This window comes from Ralstonia flatus (assembly GCF_958439105.1).
In the GTDB taxonomy this organism is placed as follows: domain Bacteria; phylum Pseudomonadota; class Gammaproteobacteria; order Burkholderiales; family Burkholderiaceae; genus Ralstonia; species Ralstonia flatus.
Map to the genome: position 1 here is coordinate 22,672 of NZ_CAUDLI010000017.1, position 26,349 is coordinate 49,020.

Genomic DNA, 26,349 nt, shown 5'->3' on the forward strand with positions numbered 1-26,349 from the left:
CCTCATGCATACGCTTCAGATCAGTCTCTGGGTGGTCGTTCTACTGGTGGCGCTGGCCATCGTGTTCGACTTCATGAATGGTTTCCACGACGCCGCCAACTCCATCGCGACGGTGGTGTCGACCGGCGTGCTCAAGCCACAACAGGCAGTGGCGATGGCTGCGGCCTGCAACGTGATCGCCATTTTCATCTTCCACCTCAAGGTGGCAACCACGGTGGGGCGCGACACGATCGATCCGTCCATCGTCGACCACTACGTCATCTTCGGAGCGCTGGTGGGCGCGATCGCGTGGAACATCATTACGTGGTACTACGGCATTCCGTCAAGCTCGTCGCATGCGCTGATCGGTGGCCTGGTCGGCGCGGCTGTGGCCAAGTCTGGCACCGGCTCGCTGGTGGCCAGTGGTTTGCTCAAGACCGTGGCTTTCATCCTGATTTCGCCGTTGCTGGGTTTTATTCTCGGCTCGCTCTTGATGGTGGCGGTGTCCTGGCTGTTCTTCCGAACGCCGCCATCCAAGGTGGACCGATGGTTCCGGCGCTTGCAGTTGCTGTCGGCGTCGCTGTACAGCCTTGGCCACGGCGGCAACGATGCGCAGAAGACGATCGGCATCATCTGGATGCTGCTGATTGCCGGTGGGTACGCCTCCGCTACTGCAACCGAACCGCCGATCTGGGTCATCGTCTGCTGCTATGTGGCGATTGGCCTGGGTACGCTGCTGGGCGGCTGGCGCATTGTGCGCACGATGGGCCAGAAGATCACCAAGCTCAAGCCGGTGGGCGGTTTCTGCGCTGAAACCGGTGGCGCCATGACGCTGTTCTTCGCGTCGGCGTTGGGCGTGCCGGTGTCGACCACGCATACCATCACGGGCGCCATCGTCGGTGTCGGTGCGGCGCAAAAAGCTTCCGCCGTGCGTTGGGGGGTGGCAGGCAACATCGTCTGGGCGTGGGTGTTGACGATTCCCGCATCAGCGTTCATGGCCGCCATCGCCTGGTGGATCGGCCGACACGTCCTGTAATGAAAGTCGGCTGCTGATTCACAGCGAAAAACGAAACGCCCACCAAACCGGTGGGCGTTTTGCATTGGCGCGAGCGATGCGCTATTGCGTGGCGAAGCGCGCGATGGGGTCGTCGTCCGCTGGCGGCGTTGCAGCCGGCGGTATGCGCGTCGACATCAGGCGCTCAGCCTGGGCCTCGCGCGTGCGGGCGAGGGTGCCGAGCGGGTCATCGTCGATCGGGCGGGCAGGGCTGGCAGGTGCCGGTGTGATTGGCGTGTTGGCGGGCGCCGGTGCATCCGGCAGGTTGCTCGCGGCGACGACGCGGCGCGCGCCCATATAGCGGCTTGCCCAGTACGACTTGGTCATGTCTTCCAGGCGCACCGTGCCACCCGTGGCCGGCGCATGAACGAACCGATTCTGGCCGACATAGATGCCCACGTGCGAATTGGGCTGGCCGGTCGTGTTGAAGAAGACGAGGTCGCCCGAGGCAACTTCGCGACGGTCAAGCGAGGTGCCGCGGCGGCCCATTTCGGCGGCGGTGCGCGGCAGGTTCACGGAAGCGGCGCGCTGCACGACGTAGCGCACGAGCCCGCTGCAATCGAAGCCGCTGTCGGGCGTATTGCCGCCGTAGCGGTAGGGCGTGCCAACCAGCGCCATGGCTTCGATGGAAATCTCTTCCAGACCCGCGCTCGGATCCTGGATGGGCGCGCCGCGTGTGCGCAGTCCTTGGTCGCGGGAGGCAGTGGAACGCGTGGGCGTCGACGAGCAGGCGGACAGCAGGCAGACCAGTGCAAGCAGAGCCGCGCCTGCGAGTCGGGTAGTGCCATCGGAAGAGCTGTACCGCGTCAGCATGCGCCATCAGGAGAGTCCGGATAGCGAGCATGCTATGCGCGCCGCGTCAGAAAGCCAAACTGCGTGTTGGCGAGGCGCAACGCCAAGCAGGGCGCGGGTCTGTGAATTTTGCCCTGATGGCGTCGCGTTTTGCGGGCAGTTTTACCAGCGCAGTTGGACGTTGCGCGTGCTGCCGGTCTGCACCGTTGCTCGTTTGGTGGTGCCTTGGTATGTGGCGATGACGTTATAGCTGGCCGGCGGTGCCTTGATCAGACAGCGCGGGCCGTCGGCGCGAAAGCTTGCGACCTCCTTGCCGTGCCGCGTGAGTTGGACGTCGACATCGGCCAGATACTCGCCGCGCGCGCCTTGGGTGAATAGCAGAGAGAGGTTGTAGTTGCGAGACTCACTGTTCAGCGCCTGCTGTTCGTCCTGTGCAACGCCGCCGCAGACGTAGCTGATCTGGCCGGCGGTCTTCGGCGTGAGGTCGTCGGCGAGCGCAACGGATGCGCCGGCGGACAGCATCATCGCCAGCGCGGCCGACGTCAGGGTCAAGCGCGATCGGGTCTGCAGGTTTGGCTGCATGGGCATCTTTGTCCTCCATCGGGAAAAAAGACAGGTGCCCGGAGTGCAGCAAAAAAAAGGCCGCGCAAAAGCGCAGCCTGATGGCACAACGGTTTGCGGCAGACGATTTTGCCGCGGCGTGATTTTTACAGCACGTCGGAGGCGTGATCTGCGAGTCGCGAGCGCTCGCCGCGCGCCAGCGTGATATGCCCGCTGTGGCTCCATCCCTTGAAGCGATCCACCACGTAGGTCAGGCCCGACGACCCTTCGGTCAGATACGGCGTGTCGATCTGCGCAATGTTCCCCAGGCAGACGATCTTGGTGCCGGGGCCCGCGCGCGTGACCAGCGTCTTCATCTGCTTGGGCGTCAGGTTCTGCGCCTCGTCGATGATCAGGAACTTGTTGACGAAGGTACGACCGCGCATGAAGTTCATGCTCTTGACCTTGATGCGCGAGCGGATCAATTCCTGCGTGGCTGCGCGGCCCCATTCGCCGGCGTTGTCGTCGGACTTTTGCAGCACCTCGAGGTTGTCGTCGAAGGCGCCCATCCACGGCTGCATCTTTTCTTCTTCCGTGCCGGGCAGGAAGCCGATGTCTTCACCCACGGGCACCGTGGCGCGCGTGATGATGATCTCGTTGTAGAGCTTCTGATCCAGCACTTGCTCCAGGCCCGCCGCCAGTGCCAACAGCGTCTTGCCTGTGCCGGCCTGACCCAGCAGCGAAACGAAGTCCACTTCTGGATGCATCAGCAGGTTCAGCGCGAAGTTTTGCTCGCGGTTGCGCGCGGTCACGCCCCAGACGTTGTTCTTCTGGTGCGTGTAGTCCTTGAGCGTCTGCAGCACGGCGGTCTTGCCGTTCAGCTCCTTCACCTGCGCATACAGCGGCAGGCTACCGTCATTCGGCTCCAGGAAGACAAACTGGTTGACCAGGAACGATGGCACCAGCGGTCCCGACAGGCGGTAGAACGTCGTGCCCGTCTTCGGGTCCTGCCAGCTCTCTATGTTCTTGCCGTGCTTCTGCCAGAAGTCCGCCGGCAGCGCCATGATGCCGCTGTAGAGCAGGTCGGTGTCTTCCAGCACGCGGTCGTTGAAGTAGTCCTCCGCCGGCAGGCCGAGGGCGCGCGCCTTGATCCGCATGTTGATGTCTTTGGACACCAGCACGACCGATCGGTCCGGACGCTGCTGCTGCAACGCGGCCACCACGCCCAGGATCTGGTTGTCCGCCTTGCCCTGCGGCAGGCCATCGGGCAGCTTGATGTCGTTCAGGCGCGTCTGGAAGAACAGGCGCCCCTGCGCATCGCGATTACCCAGCTTGGCGAGCGGCAGGCCGTCGTCCATGACGCCATCGGTGCCCGCCACGAGCTGGTCGAGCGTGCGGCTCACGGTGCGAGCGTTGCGCGCGACTTCGCTCATGCCCTTCTTGTGGTTGTCGAGCTCTTCCAACGTCATCATCGGCAGATAGACGTCGTGCTCTTCAAAACGGAAGAGCGATGTCGGATCGTGCATCAGCACGTTGGTGTCGAGCACGAATAGCTTAGCCGGGCCTTCGTCGCGGCGGGTGCGGCGGCGGGCAGCGGTTTCGGTCGATTTGCCCGTCGGGCTTACTTTGTCGACGGCCTTGGCGAGAATGCCCGCATGTTCGCGCGAAGTGTCTTTCGCCATAGGGGACGCTTCACCCGAGCGGGCGCGGGCCGTGCTGGCTGCATTGCGTTTAGGTTGCGCACGGCCGGTTTCTGACAGCGCCTCGCGCTCGAGCGCTGGCACCGGTTTTCGAGGTTCCTGACCCGCCTTCGGCTTTCCGGCTTTGCCGAAAGGCTTGAATTCAGCCGGGTCAAGCAATTGGGCTGGCTGGGTGGGCATGGTCGGCAGCGGCATGCTTCGATTACCTCTCTGGGTGGAACAACGACGAACCACCGCCCGCGCACATGGCGAGGCGGTGCTGGCGGAAAGCATGGGAAAACGGATGGGCGCGTCGCAGGGTTCGATGCATGGGCGACGGCCACAAAAAAGCCGCCATGACCTGCGAGAGGTGAGGCGGCCTGGATGAACGCCACGACAAGCTGCACGATTCGGACGTTCTGCCCAGCCTGTTTGCCGGGAAAAACGCAGAAGCGGTATCAGGCCAACTTGGCCGCCGGTACCGTCGTGGGCTATCGGAATGGCATCCGGATTTCGTACTCATCGGTTCCGACTGTATCGGAAGCTTTTGTGATTTGCAATCCGTCACACATGACGTGTGGCGCCGTCCAAACTGCGCCACGATTGATGACGAAATCAACGGAAAAGCAAGCGCCTGCATGCCGAGCACGGCGCTTTCGTGCGCGATCGGCTTTACGCGCAGTTATAACGCGCGCACCGCCGCCAGCACATCGTCCACGTGGTTGGGCACCTTCACGCCCCGCCATTCCTGGCGCAGCACGCCCTTGCTGTCGATGAGGAATGTGCTGCGCTCGATGCCGCGCACGTCCTTGCCGTACATCTTCTTCATCTTGATCGTGTCGAAGATGTTGCAGACGGCTTCGTCGGCGTCGGAAATCAGCTCGAACGGCATCTCGAGTTTCGCCTTGAAGTTTTCGTGCGATTTCAGGCTGTCGCGCGAGATGCCGAACACCACCGCGCCGGCCGCTTCAAAGGCGTCGTACTGGTCGCGGAAATTCATCGCCTCGGTGGTGCAGCCGGGCGTGTTGTCCTTCGGATAGAAATACAGCACGACGATCTTGCCGCGCTGCGATGCCGGCGAAAACGTGATGCCGCTGGTGGCTGGTGCGGAGAAATCTGGAAGAGGCTTGTCGATCGTGACGGGCATGGTGTGTTCCGGAAAACCTCGGGAAGAGACAGGAAGCTCGTGGACGAGCAATGCTGAGGCACTGCGCCAGCCGCCAAACCGGCGATCGGAAGGATCAGGCCGGTTGAACGATCAGGCTGCCGCTGCGGCCGGCAACTTCGCCCCACGTAACGGGCTGCACGGGCAGGGTACTGCGATCGAGCGTTGCGTAGTAATCGCCCATCGACCCAAGCCGATGGCCTTGCGCGCGCCAGCCTCGCAGCAACTCGCGGAAGATCGGGGCGAGTTTCTGCCCTTCAAGTTCCGCATGCAACGTAAAGACCTGGTCGCGGTCGGACTCGGTCATCTTCAGGATGTGCCGGGCGACGTTGTCGAGGGTGATGTCTTCCACGCCGATCAGCTCGTCGAGCGTGGGCAGCGTGGTCGGCAATTGCACGTGGTTCAGCGCCTTGCCGTCAACGCTCGGGATGTACGGATGCGTGCCCCGGCCGTCGGAGGCGTAGGCCATGCCCCAGTGGTCGATCTGGCGGAACGCGTGGTCGTTCATTTGCCAGCCGGCGGCACCGTGCGTCACGGGGGGCTTGCCGAATACCTGGATGAAGCGCGCATGAGCGGCGGCCATTTGGCGGACGGTCCAGCCGGCATCGCGCTGGCGCACGTTGTCTTGCCAGAGCACGTGATCCCACGTGTGGATGCCCGTCTCGAAACCTGCCTCGGCAATGGCTCGCATTTCGGCAGCGGCTTTGCGGCCGATGTCGGGGCCGGGCAGCAGCACGCCATACATCAGCGTACGAAAGCCGTAATGCTCGACGACCGACGTGCGGGAAACCTTTTTCAGGAAACCGGGGCGAAAGGCCCGGCGCAGCGCCCAGCCGGTGTGATCCGGTCCGAGGCTGAAGAGGAAGGTCGCGCCCGCCTCGTGCTCGCGCAACATGCGCGCGAGGTTGGGCACGCCTTCGCGGGTGCCGCGCAGGGTGTCGACGTCGATCTTGAGAACGATGAGAGCCATGAACCTGCGCGGGGTGTTGCCTTTACTTGTTGCCGTTGCCGTCTTCGACCAGGCTGCGGGCTTCAGCCACGTGCGTGCGATACGCTTCGAAGATGTTCGCCAGCGCGTCCTTCATCACCGTGGTCGGCTTCCAGCCGAGGTCTTCCATGGTGTTGGCGATCTTCGGCACGCGGTTCTGCACGTCCTGGTAGCCGGTGCCGTAGTAGGCGCCGGAAGTCGTTTCCACCAGCTGGACCTGCTTGGCGGTGTCTTTGTACTCGTCGATCTGGGCGGCCTGTTCCAACATCATGTTGGCCAGTTCACGCACCGAGTAGTTGTTCGACGGGTTGCCGATGTTGTAGATCTTGCCCGAGGCCACGCCGTCCTTGTTGGCGATGATGCGCACCAGCGCGTCGATGCCGTCGTCGATATACGTGAACGCGCGTTTCTGGCTGCCGCCGTCGACGAGCTTGATGTTCTCGCCGCGCACGATGTGGCCGAGGAACTGCGTCACCACGCGCGACGAACCTTCCTTCGGGGTGTAGATCGAGTCGAGGCCCGGGCCGATCCAGTTGAACGGACGGAACAGCGTGAAGTTCAGGCCTTCCATGCCGTAGCCCCAGATCACGCGGTCCATCAGCTGCTTGGAGCAGGCGTAAATCCAGCGCGGCTTGTTGATGGGGCCGTAGATCAGCGGCGAGGCTTCCGGATCGAACTCCGAATCGCTGCACATGCCGTAGACCTCGGAGGTCGACGGGAAGACGAGGTGCTTGCCGTACTTGGCAGCCGAGCGAACGATCGGCAGGTTGGCTTCAAAGTCCAGCTCGAACACGCGCAGCGGGTCTTTGACGTAGGTCGACGGCGTGGCGATGGCCACCAGCGGCAGGATCACGTCGCACTTCTTCACGTGATACTCGACCCACTCCTTGTTGATGGTGATGTCACCCTCGAAGAAATGCATGCGGGGGTGATTGACCAGGTCGCCCAGACGCTCGGTCTGCATGTCCATGCCGTAGACCTCCCAGTCGGTGGTCTCCAGGATGCGCTTGGACAGGTGGTGGCCGATGAAGCCGTTGACGCCGAGGATCAGTACTTTTTTCATGAAGGCAAACTCAAGATCAGGAGAGGGCGAGCTGGCTGGCGAGCTGCTGCGCGGTCACGACGGACGTTCCGCCGGCAGCTTGGGGCTCGACGCGCCAGAGCTCGTGAATGGCGATGGCTCCCCCATCGCCGCACACGCCGAACATCGCATTATCCACGACGTGCAGGCCCGGCGGCAAATTCGTAAAGGTTTGATGCGCCAGACGGGCCCGTGCGACGATGTAGCGTTCGCTGCCGGCGTCCGTAAAGGCGCCGGGGTAGGGCGGCGCCACGGCGCGGATCAGGTTATAGACCTGCTGGGCCGGCTTGGACCAGTCGATGCGGCCGTCTTCGGGCTTGCGGCCGCCAAAATAGCTGCCGTTGGCCAGATCGTTCGGGTGCTGCGGGATTTGCCCGGCAATCATCGCGGGAAGCGCACGCCACAGGGTTTGCTCGGCCGCAACAGTGGCCTTTTCGAACACTTCGTGCGAGGCGTCGTCCGGCAGGATCGGCACGATGGTCTGGTCGACGATGTAGCCGGCATCCGGCTTTTCGACCATTTCGTGCAGGGTGGCGCCGGTTTCGGTCTCGCCGTGCAGGACCGCCCAGTTGATGGGCACGCGGCCGCGGTACTTGGGCAGCAGCGAACCGTGCATGTTGAACGCCCCAAATTTGGCGAGGCTCAACAGGCGCATCGGGATCATGTGCCGGTAATAGAACGAAAAGATGAAGTCCGGCGCAATGGCGGCGATGCGCGCTTGCAGGTCTTCGCCGTTTGCGTTGTCCGGCGTGATGAAGGGGATACCTAATTCCTGTGCGGTGGCGCGCACGCTGCCGAACCAGATGTTCTCCGCAGCGTTGTCTTCATGCGTGACGACGAGTTCGACCTGGATGCCGCGCGCGGCCAGCACGCGCAGGCAACGCACGCCGACGTTGTGATACGCGAAAACGACGGCGCGCCGTGGGGTGTCAGCACTCATGCAACACCTCGCTGCGTGCCCGTCTTCAGGTCGGCGGCACCGGCTTCATGCAGGTGCGACGTTTCTTCCAGCACGCCCTGCACCAGATAGCGCGGGCGCTCGCGCACTTGTTGATAGATCCGGCCGATGTATTCGCCCAGCAAGCCGATACCGAACAGCAGTACGCCCATCAGGAAGAACGTGATGGCGAACAGGGTGAACACGCCCTGGACTTCCGCGCCCAGGACGAAGCGGCGTATCACCAGCAGAATGAACAGGACTGCAGAGGCGAACGAGAGCAGCATCCCGATCGCCGAGAACCACTGCAGCGGCACCACCGAGAAGCCCGTCACCAGGTCGAAATTCAGGCGTACGAGCTTGTACAGCGAGTACTTCGACTCGCCCGCGAAGCGCTCTTCGTGGTCGACTTCGATTTCGGTGGGATTCTTGCTGAAGGTGTAGGCCAGCGCCGGGATGAAGGTGTTGACTTCGCGGCAGCGGTTGATGGTGTCGACGATGGTCCGGCTGTAGGCGCGCAGCATGCAGCCCTGGTCGGTCATCTTGATGTGCGTGATGCGCTCGCGAAGCGAGTTCATTGCGCGCGACGCGGTGCGGCGGAACCAGCTGTCCTGGCGCACGCGGCGAATGGTGCCGACGTAGTCGTAGCCTTCGTCGAGCTTTTCGACTAGGCGGCCGATTTCTTCCGGCGGGTTCTGCAAGTCGGCATCGAGCGTGACGACGCGTTCGCCGCGCGCATGTTCGAAGCCCGCCAGGATGGCCATGTGCTGGCCGTAGTTGCCGTTGAACAGGACGACGCGCGTGCTGTCCGGGCGCGCGCGGAACTGTTCGGCCAGCATGGCGGCGGAGCGGTCGCGGCTGCCGTCGTTGACGAACACGACCTCATACGAGATGCCGAGCGCGTCGAGTGCGGGATACAGACGCGCAAACAGCGCGGCGAGCCCGTCTTCTTCGTTGTAAACAGGAATGACGACCGAGAGAGCGGGTGTCTTCATTATTGGATTATCGGTACTGGGCGCAAAGTTGGCGGACCGCGCTGACCACGCGATCCACATCGGAATCTTCCATGCCGGCAAACATCGGCAGCGTAACGATGGCACGGCCAATGCGCTCGGCCACCGGGAACATGCCCGGCTTCCAGCCGAGTTCGCGATAGAGCTTGAACAGGTGGATCGGTGGATAGTGCACGCCCGCGCCGATGCCCAGCGTCTTCAGGCCGGCCATGAAGCCGGCGCGATCGACCTTCAGGCGGTCCAGCGGCAGCACGATCTGGAACATGTGCCAGTTGGTATTCGTGAAGTTCTCCACCGGCAGTTCGACGCCGAACGACTCGATGTCGGCCGCGCGCATGCCGGCAAAGTAGCGGCGGGCCAGTGCAGCCCGGCGGGCAGTGACGGCTTCCAGCTGAGCGAACTGCCCCAGGCCGATCACCGCATTCACGTCGGTCAGGTTGAACTTGCCGCCCACCAGATCGACTTCCATGCCGTCAAAGCCGGTACGCACGACGCCCTGCAGGCGATATTTTTCGGCCAGCACGGCTTCTTCGGGTGTGTTGAGCACCAGCGCGCCGCCTTCAATGGTCGTGATGTTCTTGTTGGCCTGGAAGCTGAAGCTGACGAGATCGCCGATCTCGCCGATGCGCTTGTCGCCCCAGCGCGAACCAATGGCCTGTGCGGCGTCTTCCACCACGCGCAGCTTGTGGCGGCGGGCGATGTCGTACAGACGGTCCATGTCGACGGGCAGCCCCGACAGATAGACCGGAATGATCGCCTTGGTGCGCGGCGTGATGGCGGCTTCGACCTTGTCCAGGTCGATGTTGCGCGTCACGGGGTCGATATCGACGAAGACAGGCTTGGCGCCGACCGTCAGCACCACGTTGGAGGTGGCGACCCACGAGATCGGCGTGGTAATGACTTCATCGCCGGGGCCGATACCGGCGATGCGAAGCGCGACCTCCATCGTGGCCGTGCCGTTGGCGAATGTGCGGACGATACGGCCGCCGAAGTATTCCGACAGCGCGGCTTCGAATGCGGCGACCTTGGGCCCCGACGTGATCCAGCCCGAACGCAGCACATCGGCCACGGCAGCGATGGTCGCTTCGTCAATGGTCGGGCGCACGAAGGGCAGGAAGGGAAGCTCGGCAGTGGCGGTGGTTTGCGTCATGACTTGAATGAGGTTGGGGGCCGGTGTGGGCAGATCGGCTCACGAACGAGCCAGCACAAGGACGCCGACGAGAATGATGGCGATGCCGATCAGGCGCTGCACCGTCAGCACTTCGCCAAACAGATACCACGCCAGGAAAGCGTTGACCACGTAGCCCAGCGACAGCATCGGATACGCGATGGTCACATCCACGCGTGACAGCCCGAGAATCCACACCACCACCGAGATGACGTAGCACGACAGCCCCCCAATGATGGGCCACTGCGTTGCAAGCTTGATGCCGATCGGCAGGATGTTGTCAGCCGAAAACGCAAAGCGGCCGATGTTGTTGACGCCCGCCTTGAGCAGCAGTTGGGCGCAGGCATTGAGCATGACGCCCGTCAGGATCAGCCCGAAAGTGACCAGATTCATGTGTTCTTTTGATGTTTTGCAGACTGCGGCGGTTTCCCCGTACGAACATTCTCAATCCCGCCGCCGGGGCGCATGTTACGACAATTCCGCTTGCGCGCCCCTTTCGAGAATCCGTGGCGGTAAAACCTAGTTGCGCCGGACGATGACGCGGCGGGCATCGCGGGCGATCACGATCATCGGTACGCCTTGGGCCGTCAGTCGATCATAGGTCCCCGGCCCCATCATGGCGACGGCCTGGCCGCCCGCTTTCCAGCGCGCCACGAACGCTTCGGTGGTCGGCACCCACTTGGTCGGCTCCTGCGCCACGCCGAAGGCCAATTCGTCGGGCTCCTGCACCATGATGGTGGGCCTGCCGAGGTAAAACGGCATTGTATGGTCCAGACGCTCCACCGCATAGAACGGCACGTCGGGCTTGAGCCAAGGCCGGACGGCAGGCACGAGATCGATACCCGACATCGAGCGCCCGAACGCTTCGTGGCCGAGCATCGCCGCCGTAAACGTCAGGAACCACGCGCACGCAAACGCGGCGACGCTCTCGAAGCGCCGGCCCGCCAAGCGAATGGCGAGCCACGTGAACGCAGCTCCCGCCGCAAATGCCACGGCCAGGAATACCGCAAAGCGGGAAAACACTGCATTCGGGTACATGCCGGACGACATCGTCGCCACGTAACCGCTGGCTGCGAGGCCGACCAGCGCAAGCGCCAGGAAGGCCCTGAGTTGCCAGCGCCACGCGCGCTCGCTGGTGTGTTCGAGCACCAGGGCCGCCAGAATCGCCAGCGCGGGAATGATCGGGAAGATGTAGCCCGGCAGCTTCGAGTCGGAAATGCTGAAAAACGCGAAGATCAGAACGGCCCACAGGCCAAGCACCAGCGTCGGGCGGAAGCCGTTGCTGGCGGTTTCGGCACGCGCCATGGTCAGGCGCGCGGCGCCGGGCAATTGCGCCAGCCAAGGCAGGAAACCGGCCACCAGCAGCGGCACGAAATACCAGAGCGGCGCATTGCGGTTGTGGACGGTCGACGTGAAGCGCTGGAAATGCTCGTGCACGAAAAAGAACCAGGCAAATTCCGGGTTGCGCATCGAGATCAACACGAACCAAGGCGCGCCCACGGCAAAGAAGATGATCAGCCCGGTCACGAGATGAAGGCGCTTCCAGAGCGCCCAGTCGCGCGCGACCACCGTGTAGACCACCAGCACGAAGCCTGGCAGCACCACGCCGATCAGGCCCTTGCTCAATACCGCAAGCGCCATCGACGCCCAGCAGGCCCACATCCAGCCGCGCTGCTGCGCGCGCGTCGCATCCGGATGTTGCGCCAGCAACAGCGCGCCCAGCGCCATGGTCATGCAGCCGGCCACGCCCATGTCGAGTGAATTGAAGTGCGAGCCGACATTCCATAGAGGCGCGCTCACCAGCACCAGGCCGCTGATGACGGCCGTCCGCTTGCCCCACCACCGCGCCGCCGCCAGCATCGTGAAAACAATGCCGACGATGCCGGAAAGCGCGGTGAATAGCCGTGCCTGCCAGTCGCCGATGCCAAAGAGCGTATAGGCGAGCGCGGTGCCCCACATCTGCAGCGGCGGCTTCTCGAAATACTTCAGGGCGTTGTAACGGATGGTCACCCAGTCGCCGGAGACGAACATCTCGCGCGCAATTTCAGCGTAGCGGCCTTCGTCGGTGGGAATCAGGTGCCGGTAGCCCAGCGTACCGAGCCAGACGGCCAGGAACGCAGCGGCCAGCAGCCAAAGGGAAGCGTTGCGCCAGGGGAGGGTGGGCGCTTGGGCGGTGCGGTCGATCGGCATGCGGTCAGGCACGCTCGATCAGCAGGGCGGCGGCCACCTTGCGGCCTTCCAGCATCAGGATGTTGTATGTGCGGCCGGCGGCCTGCAGGTCCATGGCGTCCACGCCGATGCGCTTCTCGGTGAGCGGCACCGTCAGCCTCGGGTGCGGGAAGCGCAGCTTGTTGCCTGTCCCGAAGATCACCACTTCGGCGCCGAGTTCGAGCAGGCGGGAGAAATGCTCGGGCGTCAGGTCCTCAAAGCGCGCAAGGTCCCACGGCACCACGGCGCCCTCGGGCATCACCAGCACGGAGTGCTCGTAGCGCACCTTGTTGATTTCGATATAGCCGTCGCCATAGCCGGTGACGGTATTGAGGATGGTCGACGAATCGGATGTATGGAGCTTCAAGGCGGGAATCCCATCGGGCGCGATGCCTGCGGCGCATGCGGCGGCACGCTGGCAGAGGCGCTAGGTTTCAGACGTCCGGGCGGGTTTCGCTGCGTTGCAAAAATGCCCGCCTAAGTCTGTCATAATGGGCTAAATTATATCTTTTTCTCTCCTTCGCCCGCCGCGCCATAAGCGATGCCCGGCAAGGAATAAGCGCAGCGGTGCCTGCCGCTGTGTGGCGTTACCGTCGCCGCTGTGCTGTGCCACAGAATGCCCGTAGTTCAAGCCCGTTCAACGTCGCCCATCGCCGCCTTGCCCGTGAAAACGATCCAGAAATCCGCCAAGCTCAACAACGTCTGCTATGACATTCGTGGCCCCGTGCTCGAAAAGGCCAAGCAGATGGAAGAAGACGGCCACAAGATCATCAAGCTGAATATCGGCAACCTCGCCCCATTCGGTTTCGATGCCCCGGAAGAGATCCAGCTGGACATGATCCGTAACCTGCCGAATTCGGCCGGCTATTCAGATTCCAAAGGCATCTTCGCGGCGCGCAAGGCGGTGATGCACTACACGCAGGAACAGGGCATCAAGAACGTCACGCTGGACGACATCTATCTGGGCAATGGCGCGTCAGAGCTGATTTCGCTCGCCACCAACGCGCTGCTCGACGCCGGCGACGAGCTGCTGCTGCCGGCTCCCGACTATCCGCTGTGGACCGCCGTGACGAGCCTTTCGGGTGGCACGCCGGTGCACTACACCTGCGACGAAGCCAACGGCTGGATGCCGGACCTCGACGACATTCGCGCCAAGATCACGCCCAACACCAAGGGCATCGTCGTCATCAACCCGAACAACCCGACCGGCGCGCTGTATTCGGACGAACTGCTGCTTGGCATCGTCGCCATTGCGCGCGAGCACGGCCTGGTGATCTTCGCCGATGAGGTGTACGACAAGGTCTTGTTCGACGACAACAAGCACACGGCGATCGGTTCGCTATCGGAAGACGTGCTGACGGTGACGTTCAACAGCCTGTCGAAGAGCTACCGCTCGTGCGGCTACCGCGCGGGCTGGATGGTCGTGTCCGGCGACAAGCGCCCGGCCAAGGATTACATTGAAGGCCTGAACATGCTGTCGTCGATGCGCCTGTGCGCCAACGTGCCGGGCCAATGGGCGATCCAGACTGCGCTGGGCGGCTACCAGAGCATCAAAGACCTGGTGGCGCCGGGCGGCCGCATGCGCCGTCAGCGTGACCTGGCGCACGAGCTGATCACGGCGATCCCCGGCGTGACCTGCGTGAAGCCCAAGGCTGCGCTGTACATGTTCCCGCGCCTGGACCCGGCCGTGTACCCGATCGAAGACGATCAGACCTTCATCCGCCAACTGCTGGAAGAAGAGCGTGTGCTGCTGGTGCAGGGCACGGGCTTCAACTGGCACTCGCCAGACCACTTCCGCATCGTCTTCCTGCCGCACGAAGACGATCTTCGTGAAGCGATTGGCCGAATTGCGCGCTTCCTGGAGCGGTACCGTCAACGTCACGGTACTGGCATCCGGGCCGCATAAGATCGGTCTTCCGCCAGATCAGTAATTGCGGGGCAGACCGAGGCGTCTGCCCTGTGTGTTTTTTGCTTCTCCGCTTTTTCGTTTCTCTACGACACGTCTCATGAATCCCATCAAGATCGGCCTGCTCGGGCTCGGTACCGTCGGTGGCGGTACCCTCAAGGTTCTGCAACGGAACCAGGAAGAAATCCGCCGTCGCGCGGGTCGCGGCATTGAAGTCGCCATGATTGCCGTGCGCAATCTCGACCGCGCGCGCGCCATCGTGCAGGAAGCCGGTGCGACCGTGCCGGTGGTGAACGACCCGTTTGCGATTGTGGATTCGCCCGAGATCGATATCGTCGTGGAGCTGATCGGCGGCTATGACCTGACGCGCGAACTGGTGCTGCGCGCCATCGCCAATGGCAAGCACGTTGTCACCGCCAACAAGGCGCTGCTGGCCGTGCATGGCAACGAGATCTTCAAGGCCGCGCAGGACAAGGGTGTGATGGTGGCATTCGAAGCCGCCGTGGCCGGTGGCATCCCCATCATCAAGGCACTGCGCGAAGGCCTGACGGCCAACCGCATCGAGTGGATCGCCGGCATCATCAACGGCACCACGAACTTCATCCTGTCCGAGATGCGCGACAAGGGCCTGGACTTCGACACCGTGTTGAAGGAAGCCCAGCGCCTGGGCTACGCCGAGGCCGATCCGACCTTCGACATCGAGGGCTTTGACGCCGCGCACAAGCTGACGCTCATGAGCGCCATCGCGTTCGGCGTGCCGGTGCAGTTCGACCGTGCCTACGTGGAAGGCATCACCAAGCTGGAAGCCGTCGACATTCGCTATGCCGAAGAACTGGGCTATCGCATCAAGCTGTTGGGTATCACACGCCGTGCCGAGGCCGGCATCGAGCTGCGCGTGCATCCGACGCTGGTGCCGGCCAAGCGCCTGATCGCCAACGTCGAAGGCGCGATGAACGCCGTGGTCGTCAACGGCGATGCCGTCGGCCCGACGCTGTACTACGGCAAGGGCGCCGGCGCCGAGCCGACCGCTTCGGCCGTCGTCGCCGATCTGGTGGACGTGACGCGCCTGCACACGGCCGACCCGGAACACCGCGTGCCGCATCTGGCGTTTCAGCCGGACGCGCTGTCCGATACGCCCGTGCTGCCGATCGACGAAGTGCGTTCGAGCTACTACCTGCGCATGCGCGTGGCGGATGAAACCGGCGTACTGGCCGACATCACGCGCATCCTGGCCGAAGGCGGCATCTCGATCGACGCCATGCTGCAGAAGGAATCGCGCGAAGGCGAGCCGCAGACCGACATCATCATGCTGTCGCACGTGACGGTCGAGAAGCGCGTGAACGCCGCCGTCGCCGCCATCGAAGCGCTGCCGACCGTGCTGTCGAAGGTCACGCGCATCCGCATGGAAGAACTGAACTAAGCGCAGGACACGAGCATGCAATACCGATCGACCCGCGGCCACGCAGAGCCGCAAAGTTTCTCCCGCATCCTGCTGGGTGGCCTGGCGCCGGATGGTGGCCTGTACCTGCCCGAGCAGTATCCGCAAGTCAGCGTTGAAGAGCTGACCCGCTGGCGCGACCTGCCGTACGCCGACCTTGCCTTCGAGATCCTGCGCAAGTTCGCCACCGACATTCCTGAAGACGACCTGCGCGCACTGACCCGCCGTACCTATACCCCCGAGGTCTACTGCAACGCACGCGCGGGCGACAACACCGCCGACATCACCCCGCTGCACAAGCTGGGCGAGGAGGGCGGCACGTCGCTGTCGCTGCTGTGCCTGTCGAACGGCCCGACGCTGGCTTTCAAGGACATGGCGATGCAGCTGCTGGGCAACCTGTTCGAATACGCGCTCGACCGTGAGCACGCCGAGCTGAACATCCTCGGCGCCACTTCCGGCGACACGGGCAGCGCCGCCGAATACGCCATGCGCGGCAAGCGCGGCGTGCGCGTGTTCATGCTGAGCCCGCATCGCAAGATGAGCGCGTTCCAGACCGCGCAGATGTTCAGCCTGCAAGACAAGAACATCTTCAACATCGCCATCGAAGGCGTGTTCGACGACGCGCAGGACATCGTCAAGGCGGTGTCGAACGATCTCGACTACAAGGCCCGCCAGAAGATCGGTACGGTCAACTCGATCAACTGGGCGCGCGTCGTCGCCCAGGTCGTTTACTACTTCAAGGGCTACCTGCTGGCCGCCCCGAAGATTGGCGACAAGGTGTCGTTCTGCGTGCCGTCGGGCAACTTCGGCAATGTTTGCGCGGGCCACATCGCACGCATGATGGGTTTGCCGATCGACAAGCTCGTCGTGGCCACCAACGAGAACGACGTGCTCGACGAGTTCTTCCGCACCGGCACGTACCGCGTGCGTTCGGCCGCCCAGACGTACCACACCTCCAGCCCCAGCATGGACATCAGCAAGGCGTCGAACTTCGAGCGCTTCGTGTTTGACCTGCTGGATCGTGATCCGGCGCGCCTCGCGCAACTCTTCCGCGACGTGGACGAAAAGGGCGGTTTCTCGATGACGGGCAAGCCGGAGTTCGACCGCATCGCCGAGTTCGGCTTTGTCTCGGGCCGCAGCTCGCACGAGGACCGCGTCGATACCATCCGCGATGTGTTTGCCACCTACGGCACGATGATCGACACCCACACCGCCGACGGCGTGAAGGTGGCGCGCGAGAACCTGACGCCGGGCGTGCCGATGGTGGTGCTGGAAACGGCGCTGCCGGCCAAGTTTGGCGACACCATTCGCGAAGCGCTGGACCGCGAGCCGGAGCGCCCGGCTGGCTACGCCGATATCGAATCGCTGCCGCAGCGCTTCGAAGTCATGCCGGCAGACGCTGACCGCATCAAGGTCTACATCGCCCAGCACACCGGTCTCTAAAGCGATGGAAGCAGTGCCGGATGACGTCGCCGGAGCAGCGTTCGAGCGCTGCCTGCACGACATCCGCGCCTGCCGCGAGTGCCAGGGCGCATTGGCACACGAGCCTCGCCCTGTTGTCGTCGCGGACCGCCGCGCCCGCGTCCTGATCATCGGGCAGGCCCCGGGCCGCATCGTCCACGAGACGGGTATTCCCTGGAACGACCGCTCGGGCGACCGCCTGCGTCAGTGGCTGCAAATCTCGTACGACGATTTCTACGCCGACCGCCGCATCGCCGTGGTGCCGATGGGTTTCTGCTTTCCGGGCACCGGCGCGAACGGCGATTTGCCGCCCCGCCCGGAATGCGCGCCCAAATGGCACCGGCCGCTGCTGACGGCGATGCCCGATGTGCGGCTCGCGCTGCTGGTGGGCACCTATGCCCAGCGCAACTACCTTGATGTGCCGCGCGACTGGTCATTGACCGACGTCGTGCGCAACGGGCCCCTGCACGACGCGGACGGCCGCGTGCTGTTTCCGCTGCCGCATCCGAGCCCACGCAACCTGGCCTGGTTCAAACACAACCCGTGGTTCGACGCGCACATCGTGCCGGCACTGCGGGCGGCGCTGGCCGACGCATTCGCTTGATACGCCTGGGCTGATGCATGGCATCGGCCTGGAACCGATACAATCGAAATCTCCTTTTCGATTCTGCCTTCCCATTCCCGCATGTCCGCCAACGATGCTCCCGCCGTCAAACCGTCCTTGCTGACGCTCGATGCGGCGCTGTCGCAACTGCTTGCCGCAGTGCGCGCTTTGCACGAGACCGAAACCGTGTCGACGTTGCATGCCAACGGGCGCGTGCTCGCTGAGTCCGTGCGCAGCAGCCTGAACGTGCCGCCCGCCGACAACACGCAGATGGACGGATACGCCGTGCGCGCCGCCGACATCACCGCGCCGGGCACGCGCCTGAAGGTGGCGCAGCGCATTCCCGCCGGCCATGTCGGCCAGCCGCTGAATGCGGGCGAGGCGGCGCGCATCTTCACCGGCGCGCTGATTCCGCCGGGCGCCGATGCGGTCGTCATGCAGGAGCAATGCAAGGCTGACCCCGACACGGGCACCGTCGTCATCGACCACGTGCCGGAATCCGGCGAGTGGATCCGTCGCGCCGGCGAGGACATCGCCGACGGCGCCGAAATCCTGCCGCGTGGCACGCGCCTCGGCCCGCAGCAACTGGGCCTGGCGGCTTCGGTCGGCTGCGCCAATCTGCACGTCGTGCGTCGTCCGCGGGTGGCCGTGTTCTTTACCGGCGACGAACTCGCCATGCCCGGCGAGCCGCTCAAGCCGGGCGCTATCTATAACTCCAACCGCTTCACGCTGCGCGCGCTGCTGGAAAACCTCGGTTGCGACATCACCGATTTCGGCATCGTGCCCGACACGCTGCAAGCCACGCGCGACACGCTGCGCGAAGCGGCCGAGGCGCACGACCTCATCATCACTTCCGGCGGCGTGTCGGTGGGCGAGGAAGACCACATCAAGCCGGCGGTGGAAGCCGAAGGGCGTCTGAACCTCTGGCAGATCGCCATCAAGCCGGGCAAGCCGCTGGCCTTTGGAGAGGTACGCCGCCCCGAAGGCATGGTGGGCGGCCCGACCGCATTTTTCATTGGCCTGCCGGGCAACCCGGTGTCGAGCTTCGTCACCTTCCTGCTGTTCGTACGGCCGTTCATCCTGCGCCTGCAAGGCGTGGCCGACGTGGCACCGAAGCGCATCCCGATGCGCGCCGACTTTGCGCTGCCCAAGGGCGATCGCCGCAACGAGTTCCTGCGTGCGCGCATCAATGCCAACGGCGGGCTGGACCTCTTCCCGAACCAAAGTTCGGGCGTGCTGACCTCCACCGTGTGGGGCGATGGCCTGATCGACAACCCGCCCAATCAGCCGATTGCATCGGGCGATGTCGTCAGCTTCCTGCCGTTTGCAGGCCTGGTGTAAGGAGCGATGGCCATGCAGATCGAGCTTCGTTTCTTTGCCAGCGTGCGTGAACAGCTGGGAACCTCGCAGGAGCAGGTGGTTGTGCCGGAAGCGGTGCGCACCGTGGGTGATGTGCGCCGCTGGCTCGCGCAGCGCGGCCCGGTCTGGGGCGAAACGCTGGCCGAAGGCCGTGCGCTGCGCATGGCGGTCGACCACCAGATCGTGCCGGCCGATACCGCCGTGCACGACGGCTGTGAAGTCGCTTTTTTCCCGCCGGTGACCGGCGGCTGAGCGCGGGAGACCAAACATGTCCGTCCGCGTGCAGGAAGCCGACTTCGACCTCGGCGCCGAGATTGCAGCGCTCCGTGCCGGCCGCCCGAACATTGGCGCGGTGGCCAGCTTCATCGGCACCGTGCGCGACATCAACGACGGCACGGGCGTGTCGGAGATGGAGCTGGAGCACTATCCCGGCATGACCGAAAAGGCGCTCGCCGACATCGTGAGCGCGGCCATGCAGCGCTGGGAACTGATCGACGCGCTCGTCATCCACCGCGTGGGCAAGCTCAAGCCGCAAGACCAGATCGTGCTGGTGGCGGTGGCGTCCAAGCATCGCGGCGAGTCCTTTGCCGCGTGCGAATTCATCATGGATTACCTCAAGAGCGAGGCGCCGTTCTGGAAGAAGGAACAGACGCCCGAAGGCGCGCGCTGGGTCGACGCGCGTGTCACCGACGACAAGGCGCTCGCCCGCTGGGGCATTGCCACCTCCAACGCGGCGACACGCACGGCTGATCAGCCCGGCGCATCGGCGCAACCCAACGACTACGAATAACAAGGACGCGACCGCATGAGCGGAATGGGCTTTCTGGCAGTTGGGGTGGGTGCTGCGCTGGGAGCCTGGTTGCGCTGGGCGCTCGCCGTCTTGTTGAACGCCATCAATCCGGCCTTGCCGTACGGCACGCTGGCGGCCAATCTGGTGGGGGGCTACCTCATTGGCGTTGCGGTGGGTGTTTTCGACACGCACGCGGGGCTGCCCCCGGAATGGCGTTTGCTGGTCATCACCGGTTTTCTGGGCGGGCTGACGACGTTCTCGACGTTTTCCAGCGAGGTTGTCGCCAACATCCTGGCCGGCGACCACCTGATGGGCGCGCTGCACATCGTGGCGCATCTGGGCGGCTCGCTGTTCCTCACGATGCTCGGTCTCTGGACGGTGCGCACCTTCAGTTGATCGCAAGCCCCGCCTGCAAATCGAGTTGCGAATGAGAAGTTTGGTTCACATACTGGTAGTGCCTGCGGTGGCGTAGGGACGTGCAGTATCGAAGGCCGCCGCGGGTTTGCTTTGTGTTGTTCCATCCATAACGAGAAGGAGACGCAATGAAACCCACCCGAACGGCGCGCCTGCGACGGCACGTCTCGCCTAGCAACCTGATCGCCGCCGGTGCCGTGCTGCTGGCCGGCTGCGGCGTGTTGAGCGCCTGCGGCGGCAGCAATGACGGCAACAACGTGCCGGGCAATACCAAACCGGCCTTTGCCGGCAAGGTGACCGTCACGCGGTACGACGGCGTATCGGACGACCTGCTGACCGCCGGCCTCGGCGCAAGCGGCCTGGCTTCGGCCACCGCGCCCACCATCGCCAACCCCACCGCGCCCACGGCAGCCGAGCTGCGCCGCCTCGCGATCTACGCCAACTACCGGGCGCTGGTCGACACGGCGGCCAAGGGCGGCTACGGCACGCTCTATGGCCCGAACGTCGACGCGAGCGGCAACGTCACACAGGGCTCCGGCATGATCGCCGGCACCGAATACGTGACGTACTCCGATGACGGCACCGGCCAGCAGAACGTGGTGCTGCTCGTGCAGATTCCGGACAGCTTCGACGTCAACAACCCCTGCATCATCACCGCCACCTCGTCGGGCTCGCGCGGCATCTACGGCGCGATTTCCACCGGCGAATGGGGCCTCAAGCGCAAGTGCGCCGTCGCCTATACCGACAAGGGCACCGGCGCCGGCCCGCACGACCTGGCCACCGATACCGTCGCCCTGCAGGACGGCACGCGCACCACGCGCAGCGCAGCCGGGTCGAACGCGCACTTTGCCGCGCCGCTCACCAGCAGCCAGCTTTCTGCCTTCAACGCGGCCACGCCGAACCGGCTGGCGTTCAAGCACGCGCATTCGCAGCGCAACCCCGAGAAGGATTGGGGCCTGTTCACGTTGCAGGCCGTGCAGTTTGCGTTCTGGGCGATCAACGACAAGGTCTCGGCGACGAGCGGTGCGCTCGTGGGCAGCGCGTTGCCGGTGCGTCCGGACAACACCATCGTCATCGCGTCGAGCATCTCCAATGGCGGCGGCGCAGCCATCGCGGCGGCCGAGCAGGACACCGGCGGGTGGATCGACGGGGTGGCCGTCGGCGAGCCCGGCCTGAACCTGCCCCCCAACACCGGCGTGCAGGTCGTGCGCGGCGGCACCACGCTGCCGACGACCGGCAAACCGCTGTTCGACTACGTGAGCTACGCCAATGTGTTCCGGCTGTGCGCGGCGTCGTCTGCGAGCGTTGCCACGGCACCGGCGCAGGCGTTCTTTGGCAGCCTCACGACGTTCCCGGCGGGCGCCCAGGCCAACCGCTGCGCAGCGTTGAAAGCGGCGGGGCTGCTGACCTCCACCACGGCGGCCGCCCAGGCCGACGAAGCGCTGCAGAAGATGCGCGCCTACGGCTGGGAGCCCGAGTCCGATCTCGTGCATGCCTCGATGTCGTTCTACGAGATCGACCCGTCCGTGGCGACAACCTTTGGCAACGCCCTCTCGCGCGCCAGCGTGACCGACAACCTGTGCGGATTGAGCTTCGCGGCAACCGACGCGTCGTTCCACCCGACGGCGGTGAACGCCACGGCGCTCGCGCAGATGGCGGCGGTTGGCAACGGCATTCCGCCCACCTCCGGCGTGCAACTGGTCAACAACAACGCCCAGGGCGGCCCGACGCGCAGCAACCAGTCGGTCGACTCCACCGGCACGCAGGCCGCCAACCTCGATGGCGCGCTGTGCCTGCGCAACCTGCTGACGGGCGCCGATGCCGCGTCGCAGTCGCTGCAGACCGGCATCAGCCAGACGCTGCGCACCGGCAACCTGCAGGGCAAGCCGGCGTTGATCGTGCAGGGCCGCAACGACGCGTTGCTGCCGGTCAACCATGGTTCGCGGCCGTACCTGGGGCTGAACGCCAAGGTGGAGGGCGGCTCGAGCAAGCTGTCGTATATCGAGGTGATGAACGCGCAGCATTTCGACGGCTTCATCGACCTCGTGCCTGGCTACGACACGCTGTTCGTACCGCTGGTGCTCTATGAACAGCGCGCGCTGGACGCCATGTACGCCAACCTGAAGAACGGCACGCCGCTGCCGCCTTCGCAGGTGGTGCGCTCCACCCCGCGAGGTGGCACGCCCGGTGCTGCCCCAGCCATCAACGCAGCCAACGTGCCGAACTTCACGAGCACACCGGCGGCCGGCGACCGCATCTCGGTGACTGTGTCGGGCGGTGTGGCGACGGTCTCGGTGCCCAACTGATGCGCTAGCCACGACGGTTTTGATGCACTTCGGACGGCGGCGTTGCCGACAGGCGCGCCGCCGTTTGTTTTGGCGCAAATCTGCATCAAAAGCCGCGTTTCCACGCTTGAAATGGCACCGAAGCTCCCTATCTTTCGGAGCAGTGAAACATTTTCCGCAAGGGGTTTTTAATGCGTTTGGACAAACTGACCACCCGCTTCCAGGAAGCGCTGGCCGACGCGCAGAGCCTGGCGCTGGGCAACGACAATCCGTACATCGAACCGGTCCACCTGCTGCTGGCCATGCTGCGCCAGCCGGATGGGGCCACCAAGAACCTGCTGGCCCGTGCGGGCGTCAATACCGGCGCCCTGGACACGGCGCTGGACCGCGCCATCAAGCACCTGCCGCAGGTGCAGGGTGGCGAACAGGTGCAGGTGGGGCGAGACCTCGGCAGCCTGCTGCAGGCGACCGAGAAAGAAGGCATCAAGCGCGGCGACCAGTTCATCGCCAGCGAGCTGTTCCTGCTGGCCGTGGCTGACGACAAGGGCGAGGCCGGCCGCATTGCGCGCGAACACGGCCTGTCGCGCAAGCCGCTCGAAGCCGCCATCGACGCCGTGCGCGGCGGCCAGACCGTCGGCAGCGCCGAGGCCGAGAGCCAGCGTGAAGCGCTCAAGAAGTACACCATCGACCTCACCGAGCGTGCACGCATCGGCAAGCTCGACCCCGTCATCGGCCGCGATGACGAGATCCGCCGTGCCATCCAGATCCTGCAGCGCCGCACCAAGAACAACCCGGTATTGATCGGCGAGCCGGGCGTCGGCAAGACGGCCATCGTCGAAGGCCTGGCGCAGCGCATCGTCAACGGCGAAGTGCCCGAGAGCCTGAAGAACAAGCGCGTGCTGGTGCTGGACATGGCGGGCCTGCTGGCCGGTGCCAAGTACCGTGGCGAGTTCGAAGAGCGCCTGAAGGCCGTGCTGAACGACATCGCCAAGGAAGAGGGCCAGACCATCCTCTTCATTGACGAGATCCACACCATGGTCGGCGCGGGCAAGGCCGAGGGCGCGATGGACGCCGGCAACATGCTCAAGCCGGCGCTGGCACGTGGCGAGCTGCATTGCATCGGCGCGACCACGCTGGACGAATACCGCAAGTACATCGAGAAGGACGCCGCGCTGGAGCGCCGCTTCCAGAAGGTGCTCGTGGGCGAGCCGAGCGTGGAGGCGACCATCGCCATCCTGCGCGGCCTGCAGGAGAAGTACGAACTGCACCACGGCGTGGAGATCACCGACCCGGCGATCGTGGCCGCGGCTGAACTCAGCCACCGCTACATCACCGATCGCTTCCTGCCGGACAAGGCCATCGACCTGATCGACGAGGCTGCGGCGCGCATCAAGATGGAAATCGACTCCAAGCCCGAGGCGATGGACAAGCTCGACCGGCGCCTGATCCAGCTGAAGATCGAGCGCGAGGCCGTGAAGAAGGAAACCGACGAAGCCTCGCAGAAGCGCCTGGAGCTGATCGAGCAGGAGATCGAACGCCTGCAGAAGGAATACGCCGATCTGGACGAAATCTGGAAGGCCGAGAAGGGCGCCGCGCAAGGTGCGGCTGCGCTCAAGGAAGAGATCGACAAGATCAAGCTGGAGATCACCAAGCTGCAGCGCGAAGGCAAGCTCGAGAAAGTGGCCGAACTGCAATACGGCAAGCTGCCCGAGCTGGAAGGCAAGCTGAAGGCCGCAACCGCCGCCGAGTCGGCCGGCCAGAAGCAGCCGAATAAGCTGCTGCGCACGCAGGTGGGTGCCGAAGAGATTGCCGAAGTCGTCAGCCGCGCCACGGGCATCCCCGTGTCGAAGATGATGACCGGTGAGCGCGAGAAGCTGCTGAAGATGGAGGACCGCCTGCACGAGCGCGTGGTCGGCCAGGACGAGGCCGTGCGCCTGGTGTCGGATGCCATCCGCCGCTCACGCGCCGGCATTGCGGACGAGAACAAGCCGTATGGCTCGTTCCTGTTCCTGGGGCCCACGGGCGTCGGCAAGACCGAGCTGTGCAAGGCGCTGGCAGGCTTCCTGTTCGATTCGGAAGACCACCTCATCCGCATCGACATGAGCGAGTTCATGGAGAAGCATTCCGTGAGCCGACTGATCGGCGCGCCGCCGGGCTATGTCGGCTACGAGGAAGGCGGTTACCTGACCGAAGCCGTGCGCCGCAAGCCGTACAGCGTGGTGCTGCTCGATGAAGTGGAGAAAGCGCACCCGGACGTCTTCAACGTGCTGCTGCAGGTGCTGGACGATGGCCGTCTGACCGACGGTCAGGGCCGCACGGTCGACTTCAAGAACACGGTGATCGTGATGACGTCGAACCTCGGCTCGCAGCTCATCCAGCAGATGGCGACCGAACCGGCGGACGTGATCAAGGGTGCCGTGTGGCAGGAAGTGAAGACGCATTTCCGCCCCGAGTTCCTGAACCGGATCGACGAGGTGGTGGTGTTCCACGCACTGGACCAACGCAACATCGAATCGATCGCGCGGATCCAGCTCAAGCGTCTGTCGGCACGCCTGGCGCAGATGGACCTGGCGCTGGAGATCAGCGACGAGGCGGTGGCCAAGCTGGCATCAGCGGGTTACGACCCGGTGTTTGGGGCACGGCCGCTGAAGCGGGCGATCCAGCAGCAGCTTGAGAATCCGGTGGCACGGATGATCCTGGAGGGCAAGTTCGCGCCCAAGGATGTGGTGCCGGTGGATTATCGGGACGGGGCGTTTTCGTTTGAGAGGGTTGTGCACTGAGGCTGTGTAGTGGTGCGTTAAAAAGCCGCTCTGGAGGATTCCGGAGCGGCTTTTTTGTTTTTGGCTTTTTGTTTTTGGCTTTTTGTTTCTGTTGGTGGGGCATCTCTGTTTCACCCCCTGCCGGGGGCGACTCACTTTCTTTGTCTTGCCAAAGAAAGTAAGCAAAGAAAGGCGCGCCCGAGATGGCGACTTCCCCTTGGATTTGTGTCGCGGGGAGGGGAAGGAGCCAAACTCGCTGCGCTCAGACAAGGCTCCTTCCTTTTTCCTCCCCGCAACAAAAGTCCAAGGCGCCATCAAGGGCAGGAACGTCAAAGGCCACACCGACGGTGTGCTGGCCTCGGTGGCGCTTATTTTTGCTGTTGTTGCTCGCTTTGCTTCGCGTTGTGCTGTTGGTGCCTGCTGCCATGGTGATCGACGGTTTGGCCTTTACCTGCCCTATGCGGCGCCTTGAATTTCTGTTGCAAGGAGGAAAAAGAGGGGAGGCCTGTCTGAGCGCAGCGAGTTTGCCTCCCCTCCCTCCTTGCGACATAAATTCAAGGAGGGGGTCGCCGCATCGGGCGCGCCTTTCTTTGCTTACTTTCTTTGGCAAGACAAAGAAAGTTGTCGTGGTCAAGTAATTTCGGACACGTCACTAGGTTGTTTCGCTGTTCGTTTAGCCTCGTAGGCGCAGGGCGACAGGTAGCCCAAGGTTGAGTGCAAACGCACGGG

At 64.1% G+C, this 26,349-nt stretch carries 23 protein-coding genes; 11 read left to right on the top strand and 12 right to left on the bottom strand.

The annotated features are described in order from the left end of the window. The first annotated feature begins 4 nt into the window (after positions 1-4). Positions 5-1,015, top strand: a complete 1,011-nt coding sequence (locus R2676_RS25900) for an inorganic phosphate transporter (RefSeq protein ID WP_004626498.1) — start codon at positions 5-7, stop codon at positions 1,013-1,015. A gap of 81 nt (positions 1,016-1,096) precedes the next feature. On the opposite strand, the gene R2676_RS25905 is transcribed toward R2676_RS25900, so the two are convergent. The 12 genes from R2676_RS25905 to R2676_RS25960 form a co-directional block, all read right to left on the bottom strand. Then, on the bottom strand, positions 1,097-1,846 hold the full coding sequence (locus R2676_RS25905; RefSeq protein WP_206271957.1) for a C40 family peptidase: 750 nt from the start codon (positions 1,844-1,846) through the stop codon (positions 1,097-1,099). 141 nt (positions 1,847-1,987) lie between these two features. Next, complete coding sequence (locus R2676_RS25910) at positions 1,988-2,413, bottom strand: hypothetical protein (protein WP_027677547.1); 426 nt, start codon at positions 2,411-2,413, stop codon at positions 1,988-1,990. Positions 2,414-2,532: 119 nt separating this feature from the next. Next, positions 2,533-4,260, bottom strand: a complete 1,728-nt coding sequence (locus tag R2676_RS25915) for a PhoH family protein (protein ID WP_206271958.1) — start codon at positions 4,258-4,260, stop codon at positions 2,533-2,535. Between the two features lie 466 nt (positions 4,261-4,726). Further along, complete coding sequence (locus tag R2676_RS25920) at positions 4,727-5,191, bottom strand: peroxiredoxin (RefSeq protein ID WP_206271959.1); 465 nt, start codon at positions 5,189-5,191, stop codon at positions 4,727-4,729. Between the two features lie 94 nt (positions 5,192-5,285). Next, positions 5,286-6,179 (bottom strand): 4-deoxy-4-formamido-L-arabinose-phosphoundecaprenol deformylase, encoded by an 894-nt coding sequence (locus R2676_RS25925; protein WP_206271960.1) that lies wholly within the window; start codon positions 6,177-6,179, stop codon positions 5,286-5,288. A gap of 22 nt (positions 6,180-6,201) precedes the next feature. Further along, complete coding sequence (locus tag R2676_RS25930; RefSeq protein ID WP_102067067.1) at positions 6,202-7,260, bottom strand: bifunctional UDP-4-keto-pentose/UDP-xylose synthase; 1,059 nt, start codon at positions 7,258-7,260, stop codon at positions 6,202-6,204. 16 nt (positions 7,261-7,276) lie between these two features. Next, positions 7,277-8,218, bottom strand: coding sequence for a formyltransferase (locus tag R2676_RS25935; protein ID WP_316887556.1), 942 nt, complete (start codon positions 8,216-8,218; stop codon positions 7,277-7,279). Beyond that, entirely contained in the window at positions 8,215-9,210 is a 996-nt protein-coding gene (locus tag R2676_RS25940; RefSeq protein WP_027677542.1) for a glycosyltransferase, read from the bottom strand. Before R2676_RS25940 ends, R2676_RS25935 begins: the two co-directional genes overlap by 4 nt. Before the next feature lie 7 nt (positions 9,211-9,217). Then, a complete protein-coding gene (locus tag R2676_RS25945) occupies positions 9,218-10,378 on the bottom strand; it encodes a DegT/DnrJ/EryC1/StrS family aminotransferase (RefSeq protein ID WP_206271962.1) in 1,161 nt (386 codons plus the stop codon). 39 nt (positions 10,379-10,417) lie between these two features. Then, positions 10,418-10,789: an SMR family transporter gene (locus tag R2676_RS25950; protein ID WP_012761830.1), complete on the bottom strand. Its 372-nt coding sequence runs from the start codon at positions 10,787-10,789 to the stop codon at positions 10,418-10,420. A 126-nt stretch (positions 10,790-10,915) separates the two neighbouring features. Then, entirely contained in the window at positions 10,916-12,586 is a 1,671-nt protein-coding gene (locus R2676_RS25955; RefSeq protein WP_206271972.1) for a glycosyltransferase family 39 protein, read from the bottom strand. Between the two features lie 4 nt (positions 12,587-12,590). Next, the gene (locus tag R2676_RS25960) at positions 12,591-12,971 is read right to left on the bottom strand and encodes an Mth938-like domain-containing protein (RefSeq protein WP_206271963.1); all 381 of its coding nucleotides are present in this window, start codon (positions 12,969-12,971) and stop codon (positions 12,591-12,593) included. A gap of 297 nt (positions 12,972-13,268) precedes the next feature. Here R2676_RS25960 and R2676_RS25965 point away from each other — a divergent pair, with 297 nt between their 5' ends. From R2676_RS25965 to clpB, 10 genes are all read left to right on the top strand, one after another. Beyond that, the gene (locus tag R2676_RS25965) at positions 13,269-14,510 is read left to right on the top strand and encodes a pyridoxal phosphate-dependent aminotransferase (protein ID WP_009277534.1); all 1,242 of its coding nucleotides are present in this window, start codon (positions 13,269-13,271) and stop codon (positions 14,508-14,510) included. Between the two features lie 100 nt (positions 14,511-14,610). Continuing rightward, on the top strand, positions 14,611-15,930 hold the full coding sequence (locus R2676_RS25970) for a homoserine dehydrogenase (protein WP_206271964.1): 1,320 nt from the start codon (positions 14,611-14,613) through the stop codon (positions 15,928-15,930). Positions 15,931-15,945: 15 nt separating this feature from the next. Continuing rightward, positions 15,946-17,391 carry a threonine synthase gene (gene thrC, locus R2676_RS25975; protein ID WP_206271965.1) on the top strand — a complete coding sequence of 482 codons (1,446 nt, stop codon included), beginning with the start codon at positions 15,946-15,948 and terminating at the stop codon, positions 17,389-17,391. Between the two features lie 4 nt (positions 17,392-17,395). Next, positions 17,396-18,013 (top strand): uracil-DNA glycosylase family protein, encoded by a 618-nt coding sequence (locus tag R2676_RS25980; RefSeq protein ID WP_206271966.1) that lies wholly within the window; start codon positions 17,396-17,398, stop codon positions 18,011-18,013. An 81-nt stretch (positions 18,014-18,094) separates the two neighbouring features. Next, positions 18,095-19,354 carry a molybdopterin molybdotransferase MoeA gene (locus R2676_RS25985; RefSeq protein WP_206271967.1) on the top strand — a complete coding sequence of 420 codons (1,260 nt, stop codon included), beginning with the start codon at positions 18,095-18,097 and terminating at the stop codon, positions 19,352-19,354. Between the two features lie 12 nt (positions 19,355-19,366). Further along, positions 19,367-19,624: a molybdopterin converting factor subunit 1 gene (gene moaD, locus R2676_RS25990; RefSeq protein ID WP_009238308.1), complete on the top strand. Its 258-nt coding sequence runs from the start codon at positions 19,367-19,369 to the stop codon at positions 19,622-19,624. 16 nt (positions 19,625-19,640) lie between these two features. Continuing rightward, on the top strand, positions 19,641-20,162 hold the full coding sequence (locus R2676_RS25995; RefSeq protein ID WP_147213567.1) for a molybdenum cofactor biosynthesis protein MoaE: 522 nt from the start codon (positions 19,641-19,643) through the stop codon (positions 20,160-20,162). A 15-nt stretch (positions 20,163-20,177) separates the two neighbouring features. Next, positions 20,178-20,558, top strand: coding sequence for a fluoride efflux transporter CrcB (gene crcB / locus R2676_RS26000; RefSeq protein ID WP_147213568.1), 381 nt, complete (start codon positions 20,178-20,180; stop codon positions 20,556-20,558). A gap of 146 nt (positions 20,559-20,704) precedes the next feature. Then, positions 20,705-22,882 (top strand): D-(-)-3-hydroxybutyrate oligomer hydrolase, encoded by a 2,178-nt coding sequence (locus R2676_RS26005; protein ID WP_206271968.1) that lies wholly within the window; start codon positions 20,705-20,707, stop codon positions 22,880-22,882. 170 nt (positions 22,883-23,052) lie between these two features. Next, on the top strand, positions 23,053-25,641 hold the full coding sequence (gene clpB, locus R2676_RS26010; RefSeq protein WP_027677531.1) for an ATP-dependent chaperone ClpB: 2,589 nt from the start codon (positions 23,053-23,055) through the stop codon (positions 25,639-25,641). Positions 25,642-26,349 lie beyond the last annotated feature (708 nt).

Excerpts from the sequence above, each read along its gene's own strand:
- R2676_RS25900 (WP_004626498.1), top strand. The coding sequence starts at position 5 with ATGCATACGCTTCAGATCAGTCTCTGGGTGGTCGTTCTACTGGTGGCG.
- R2676_RS25905 (WP_206271957.1), bottom strand. The coding sequence starts at position 1,846 with ATGCTGACGCGGTACAGCTCTTCCGATGGCACTACCCGACTCGCAGGC.
- R2676_RS25910 (WP_027677547.1), bottom strand. The coding sequence starts at position 2,413 with ATGCCCATGCAGCCAAACCTGCAGACCCGATCGCGCTTGACCCTGACG.
- R2676_RS25915 (WP_206271958.1), bottom strand. The coding sequence starts at position 4,260 with ATGCCGCTGCCGACCATGCCCACCCAGCCAGCCCAATTGCTTGACCCG.
- R2676_RS25920 (WP_206271959.1), bottom strand. The coding sequence starts at position 5,191 with ATGCCCGTCACGATCGACAAGCCTCTTCCAGATTTCTCCGCACCAGCC.
- R2676_RS25925 (WP_206271960.1), bottom strand. The coding sequence starts at position 6,179 with ATGGCTCTCATCGTTCTCAAGATCGACGTCGACACCCTGCGCGGCACC.
- R2676_RS25930 (WP_102067067.1), bottom strand. The coding sequence starts at position 7,260 with ATGAAAAAAGTACTGATCCTCGGCGTCAACGGCTTCATCGGCCACCAC.
- R2676_RS25935 (WP_316887556.1), bottom strand. The coding sequence starts at position 8,218 with ATGAGTGCTGACACCCCACGGCGCGCCGTCGTTTTCGCGTATCACAAC.
- R2676_RS25940 (WP_027677542.1), bottom strand. The coding sequence starts at position 9,210 with ATGAAGACACCCGCTCTCTCGGTCGTCATTCCTGTTTACAACGAAGAA.
- R2676_RS25945 (WP_206271962.1), bottom strand. The coding sequence starts at position 10,378 with ATGACGCAAACCACCGCCACTGCCGAGCTTCCCTTCCTGCCCTTCGTG.
- R2676_RS25950 (WP_012761830.1), bottom strand. The coding sequence starts at position 10,789 with ATGAATCTGGTCACTTTCGGGCTGATCCTGACGGGCGTCATGCTCAAT.
- R2676_RS25955 (WP_206271972.1), bottom strand. The coding sequence starts at position 12,586 with ATGCCGATCGACCGCACCGCCCAAGCGCCCACCCTCCCCTGGCGCAAC.
- R2676_RS25970 (WP_206271964.1), top strand. The coding sequence starts at position 14,611 with ATGAATCCCATCAAGATCGGCCTGCTCGGGCTCGGTACCGTCGGTGGC.
- thrC (WP_206271965.1), top strand. The coding sequence starts at position 15,946 with ATGCAATACCGATCGACCCGCGGCCACGCAGAGCCGCAAAGTTTCTCC.
- R2676_RS25980 (WP_206271966.1), top strand. The coding sequence starts at position 17,396 with ATGGAAGCAGTGCCGGATGACGTCGCCGGAGCAGCGTTCGAGCGCTGC.
- R2676_RS25985 (WP_206271967.1), top strand. The coding sequence starts at position 18,095 with ATGTCCGCCAACGATGCTCCCGCCGTCAAACCGTCCTTGCTGACGCTC.
- moaD (WP_009238308.1), top strand. The coding sequence starts at position 19,367 with ATGCAGATCGAGCTTCGTTTCTTTGCCAGCGTGCGTGAACAGCTGGGA.
- R2676_RS25995 (WP_147213567.1), top strand. The coding sequence starts at position 19,641 with ATGTCCGTCCGCGTGCAGGAAGCCGACTTCGACCTCGGCGCCGAGATT.
- crcB (WP_147213568.1), top strand. The coding sequence starts at position 20,178 with ATGAGCGGAATGGGCTTTCTGGCAGTTGGGGTGGGTGCTGCGCTGGGA.
- R2676_RS26005 (WP_206271968.1), top strand. The coding sequence starts at position 20,705 with ATGAAACCCACCCGAACGGCGCGCCTGCGACGGCACGTCTCGCCTAGC.
- clpB (WP_027677531.1), top strand. The coding sequence starts at position 23,053 with ATGCGTTTGGACAAACTGACCACCCGCTTCCAGGAAGCGCTGGCCGAC.